General features: G+C 54.7%; 7 protein-coding genes. 3 read left to right on the top strand and 4 right to left on the bottom strand.

Features of this window, described 5'->3' with window-relative positions:
- A partial coding sequence (locus ABJQ89_RS16150) for an alpha/beta hydrolase (RefSeq protein WP_348497187.1) occupies positions 1-606 on the top strand: 606 nt, incomplete at its 5' end.
- A gap of 8 nt (positions 607-614) precedes the next feature.
- On the opposite strand, the gene ABJQ89_RS16145 is transcribed toward ABJQ89_RS16150, so the two are convergent.
- Positions 615-1,826 (bottom strand): aminomethyltransferase family protein, encoded by a 1,212-nt coding sequence (locus ABJQ89_RS16145; RefSeq protein ID WP_348451733.1) that lies wholly within the window; start codon positions 1,824-1,826, stop codon positions 615-617.
- Positions 1,827-1,978: 152 nt separating this feature from the next.
- On the opposite strand from ABJQ89_RS16145, the gene ABJQ89_RS16140 reads away from it, so the two are divergent.
- The gene (locus ABJQ89_RS16140) at positions 1,979-2,863 is read left to right on the top strand and encodes a LysR substrate-binding domain-containing protein (RefSeq protein WP_348497186.1); all 885 of its coding nucleotides are present in this window, start codon (positions 1,979-1,981) and stop codon (positions 2,861-2,863) included.
- Positions 2,864-3,006: 143 nt separating this feature from the next.
- On the opposite strand, the gene ABJQ89_RS16135 is transcribed toward ABJQ89_RS16140, so the two are convergent.
- The 3 genes from ABJQ89_RS16135 to ABJQ89_RS16125 all read right to left on the bottom strand — a co-directional run bounded on the left by ABJQ89_RS16135 (position 3,007) and on the right by ABJQ89_RS16125 (position 4,020).
- Positions 3,007-3,198, bottom strand: a complete 192-nt coding sequence (locus ABJQ89_RS16135) for a hypothetical protein (RefSeq protein WP_348377617.1) — start codon at positions 3,196-3,198, stop codon at positions 3,007-3,009.
- A 127-nt stretch (positions 3,199-3,325) separates the two neighbouring features.
- On the bottom strand, positions 3,326-3,601 hold the full coding sequence (locus ABJQ89_RS16130) for a hypothetical protein (RefSeq protein WP_348377616.1): 276 nt from the start codon (positions 3,599-3,601) through the stop codon (positions 3,326-3,328).
- A 2-nt stretch (positions 3,602-3,603) separates the two neighbouring features.
- Complete coding sequence (locus tag ABJQ89_RS16125) at positions 3,604-4,020, bottom strand: helix-turn-helix transcriptional regulator (RefSeq protein WP_348431977.1); 417 nt, start codon at positions 4,018-4,020, stop codon at positions 3,604-3,606.
- A 113-nt stretch (positions 4,021-4,133) separates the two neighbouring features.
- Here ABJQ89_RS16125 and ABJQ89_RS16120 point away from each other — a divergent pair, with 113 nt between their 5' ends.
- The gene (locus ABJQ89_RS16120) at positions 4,134-4,337 is read left to right on the top strand and encodes a helix-turn-helix domain-containing protein (protein WP_348497185.1); all 204 of its coding nucleotides are present in this window, start codon (positions 4,134-4,136) and stop codon (positions 4,335-4,337) included.
- The last annotated feature ends 225 nt before the right edge of the window (positions 4,338-4,562 follow it).

The following is a 4,562-nucleotide window of genomic DNA, read 5'->3' as shown; positions in this document are numbered from 1 at the left end:
GATCTACCCGGTCACGGTGGATCCGATGGTCAAAGCCTGAGTGATATCGACAGCTACGGTGCAGTTGTGATCAGGTTCATTGAAGCGCTTGGTTTAGAAAACGTCTGCCTAGTCGGGCACTCAATGGGTGTCGGAGTTGTTTTGTCAGCGGTGCTGCAATCTAGCGAGCGGATTTCCTCACTATGCCTGATCGCCGGGGCGGCGCGAATGCCAGTCACACCCGAATTGCTGAAGGGGTTGCAGAACCAAACCGAAGATACCGTCGCCGCCATCGCCCGCTCTTGCTGGCACAAATCAACGCCAGAACACTTCGTGAAGACCACACAGCAAAGGATGATGTCTGCCGGAGGAAACGTTCTGCTGAACGATTTCACTGCATGTTCAAAACTGGACCTGAGCGCAAAGTTGGCAGCGCTTCAAGTCCCGACATTGATCCTTGCATCGCAGGAAGATCGCTTGGTGAAAACCGCTGAAATCAATGCCATGGCGCAAGCTATTCCAAAGGCTCAGCTTCAAATCTTCCATGAATGCGGACATTTCCTTCATGTTGAACGCGCGTCAGTGGCCGCGGCTGCACTCGCAGGGTTCCTTGCGAACGCAGCCTAGTTGCCAAGTCATTCTGCAGCAATGGGTTTGGTTGGGATGTCCACCAGCTTGCCGCGTGGTATCAGGCGGTCTGCGTCATACATCGGCAGGGTGCAGAGCTCACCGCTCTGGGTGGACCCATCAGCGCAAAGCACCTCCACCTTTGTGCCGGGACCCCGCGCAGGGTCGTCCATGCGCACGATGCAGACACCGCAGCCCTGATAGGGCGAATAGCCCGAGGAGCAGACCCGACCGACCTCTTTGCCATCGATGGTCATGACGTGTCCAAGTTGCGCCACGCCGCCGGTGACTCGCATGCCCCAGGTGCGGCAGGATTTATCGGCGACCTCCAGCGCTTTGTGGCCAACAAAGTCACGGTCGTCAAATTCGACAAAACCGCCAAGCCCTGCGTCGAACGGCGTGGTGTCCGCCCCGAAATCCGACCCGGCATTGAGCAACCCGGCCTCGATCCGCCGCGCCCTGAACACTGGCGTTCCGGTCAGCAGAATGCCGAAGTCCGCGCCAACCTCCATGATCTTGTCACCGATGGCGGGGATGTCAGTGTCGGGTAACATGTAGACTTCCCAGCCCAGTTCATTGGTGAAGCCCGAGCGGCTGATCCAGCAGGTCTGGCCTGCGATGGAAACCTCGGTGCAATCAAAGTAGCGGAAAGGATCGGGCATCGGTCCGTCAAGCACAGCTGCCAGCAGTTCCAGCGAGCGAGGACCCTGAATCTGGCTGACCCAGACATCCGGGTCGTGGATTTTCACGTCCAGCCCTTCGGCGTGTGCCTTGTACCAACTGAACAGGTCGCCGTCGGCCTGCGCCATCCAGAACCTGTCTTCCGCAAGCCGCAGCAGCACCCCATCGGTGATCATGCCGCCATCGTGATAGCAGGCGAACTGATAGGAACAGCGCCCCGGCTTCACCTTGCTGACGCTGCGGGTGAACACTTTGTTCAGCAAGGTTTCGGCGTCCGGCCCGCTAATCTCGATCGGCAATTCTCCGGTGTGGCGGAAAATGACGTTGGTGCGCACGGCCCAATACATCTCGTCATCTGTGGCGGTGTCGAGTTTTTCCGGCGTCAGGCGCGAGTTGTAGAGCGTGTATTCGGGATCATAGGGCAGTTCCATGTAGCTTAGCGGATGGGCAGGCATGGTGCGGGCAAGCTCGCGCGGACGCGTCCCTTGATTGGGGAGCGCCTTAGCAACGAAGCGGAAGTTAGTGAGGTCAGTTGTCATGATATTCACCGTTTAGAGTTGTTAGACGCCTGCGGGTGATCTTCGACAAGGACAGATGGATGCCACGCATTAAGTTCGGGATATTCGGTCATGTGGGCTTGGCGCAAATCTAATGATTTGCACAAGTCGTTCGAAAAAATTAGACAATAACAATGCGCTTTCGTTCTTATGATTCCCTCAAGACCTTTGATGCCGTTGCCCGCAGTCTGTCGATGACCAAGGCGGCGGACGAGGTGCATCAATCGAAAGGCTCGATCAGTTACCAAATCAACAAGCTCGAAGCCGAGCTCGGGTTTCGACTGTTCGAGCGCGCGCACGCAAAACTGGAAATGACCGAAGAAGGGCGCAGATTGTGGCATGTGTCCCAAACGGCCCTGAGCCAGATCGACCGTGAAATCGAAGACCTGCGTGGCACTGTCTCAGGTGCCGTGACCGTTGGCGCACTGACCTACTTCTCTTCACGCTGGCTATCACCAAGGCTTACCCGCTTCTTCGAGGCCAATCCCGGTATCAGCCTGCGGATCGAACCGATCAATTCCGTAAGCATGCTGAAGAGCGTACACGTGGACATGGCCGTCCTCTGGGGAATTGGCGGCTGGGAGGGTCATAAATGCGAGCTTCTTTTATCTCTGCCTGCCGTGCCAACCGCCAACCGCGCAGGCGCAGATCAGGTAACGCAACTTGGATTGGCCGAAGCGGTCAAGCAGCTTCCGCTTTTGGGTGACAGCTCCGGCGATGCGGGGTGGAGGGCCTGGCACGCAGCAGCAGGGCTACCTTACGCCCCCAGCCGATCCAGCCTGACGATCCCGGACTCCAACAGCCGCGTGCAGGCGGTGGTGGATGGTCAGGGGATCGCCCTCTGGGATGATCTGGTCGCGCCTGAGTTCGACGACGGAACACTTGTCAGATTGTCCGACATCAGAGTTGAAAACGCGGGCTACTTTGTCATTTTCACGGATCGGCCGATGTCTCAGGGTGCGGAGGCATTTTTGAACTGGTTGCGGGCTGAAAATGATCGCAGCGAGAGGCGGGCTTGAAATCCTGTGGACGTTCAGCTCATGAACGGCGGTTTTGGGGAAATTTGCAAGAACACCGCGCTCTGCGCCGAATTTACCAAGGTTTTCTGCGTCAGCGAAAGAGGCAAAAGCAAAAAGGCGGGATTGTTCCGCAATTTTCGAATTCATGGTTTCAGATTTGCTGCGCGTTGCATGAACGGCTGCTGTTTCCGCTGCCAGGCAGCATAAAACCTTTCGCCGCTTCGGAAAAATCTCTGCTGCGCGCGCATGCAGCGAAATTTTGACACTTCTGCAATGGGCTCTTCGCGGCCATTAGCCGCAGCTCCCATGAACGGCTGGTCTGGCAGCTTTGCCATTCACGGCATCCCACATAAACGGTTGGTATGCTGGAATTTCTGCGTTTGGCTCTTTGACCATTGCCGCTAAAGTAACACACTTCTTTTAGTGTTCCGTCGGTTCTGCAAACCAACTACGCCGTGCTCGCTACTTTGTTTGAGATGGAAGGCGGCAGATCAGCTCTTGGCAATCGAGTTTGATCCTTCTCAACTGGTTGGCTGCAAGCACGGCAAATGCGAGAGCTCCAAGGCTCAAAAGTTGTTTCTCTAGACTGCCTGCAGTCCAAACGACGGCAATGGTCGCGCATGTAATCAATACAACGCTCGAAAGAAACGCATCCTTGGCCTGTTTGTGCATGGTTTGCGCCACCTCCAATACTGTAGCACCATCTGCGTACTGTTTCTTGAAAAAACGTGTCGGCATGATCACTCCTTTAGGCTTTGCTGTGCAATTTCCTGAGCATCGACTTGGGTTAAACCTTCGCCCTGCTTGAGGCTCAGTTTCACAAGCAATTTCAAGAAAGCCGCAGCTTTTTCGGGGCTTTTTTCGATTAACGGAGTTGGAACCGTGCCAAGACCTGCGAGCAGTGCGTTTTCAACGATGTCTAACTCAGTGTCCCCAAGCGGGGTTTGCTTTCCTGTGAGAATCCACAAAGGTTCTTCGTTCATCAGATTGTGCAGTTTGATTAATATCGATGTTGGCACTTCACGTTCACCGCTCTCGTAACCCCGATAGGACCGATACGACGCGCCAATCGTTTCAGCAAAATCTTGCTGGTTTAGTCCGGTTTTCGCTCTGATTTCTTTCAGGCGCATGCCGATGCTCGTGTTTTCGCTAGACATTGGTAATATGTAGGTCCATATATTGACCTTAATGTCCAAATTTGGACATTAAGGTGCCTTGGAGGTCAAAAGTGTCTCAAAATGTATAACATCGCCGCAAAGAAAGGGAAGTCATGAGTGAAGCCATGTTGGAAACCAAAGATGTTGCGGAATGTCTTGGCCTTTCCGTGCGCCGTGTGCGGCGGCTCCTTTCGTCAAAGAAGCTGCGCCACGTTCGTATTGGGAGGCAGTTTTTTGTCCCCGAACAAGCCGTCCAGGAATTTCTATCCCAAAACATGGTCGAGACTTGCCTCGCTGATGAGAAGGGCAATCCTTGAAAGATCTAAAAGGCTTAGAGACGTTGTTTGTTTCACCGTCAGAGCGGAAGTGAAAACTGAGCTAGAGAGAAAAAAGAAGCCAGCCCAAACGGAGACATCTGCCATGCCCGCCAGAAAAGCTGTTTTGACCCAGACAGAACTGAAGCGCTATTTGGCCGCATACCGTGACGCGGGGATTCCTGTCGGGCGTACCGAAATTGGCCCAGATGGGACGGTGGTGATACA

This window comes from Planktotalea sp. (assembly GCF_039984035.1).
Lineage (GTDB): Bacteria > Pseudomonadota > Alphaproteobacteria > Rhodobacterales > Rhodobacteraceae > Planktotalea.
The sequence above is the reverse complement of the archived record's forward strand: the minus strand, read 5'-3'. Positions and strand labels throughout refer to the sequence as shown.

Coding starts and splice junctions, on each gene's coding strand:
- ABJQ89_RS16145 (WP_348451733.1), bottom strand. CDS start 1,826: ATGACAACTGACCTCACTAACTTCCGCTTCGTTGCTAAGGCGCTCCCC.
- ABJQ89_RS16140 (WP_348497186.1), top strand. CDS start 1,979: ATGCGCTTTCGTTCTTATGATTCCCTCAAGACCTTTGATGCCGTTGCC.
- ABJQ89_RS16135 (WP_348377617.1), bottom strand. CDS start 3,198: ATGGCAAAGCTGCCAGACCAGCCGTTCATGGGAGCTGCGGCTAATGGC.
- ABJQ89_RS16130 (WP_348377616.1), bottom strand. CDS start 3,601: ATGCCGACACGTTTTTTCAAGAAACAGTACGCAGATGGTGCTACAGTA.
- ABJQ89_RS16125 (WP_348431977.1), bottom strand. CDS start 4,020: ATGTCTAGCGAAAACACGAGCATCGGCATGCGCCTGAAAGAAATCAGA.
- ABJQ89_RS16120 (WP_348497185.1), top strand. CDS start 4,134: ATGAGTGAAGCCATGTTGGAAACCAAAGATGTTGCGGAATGTCTTGGC.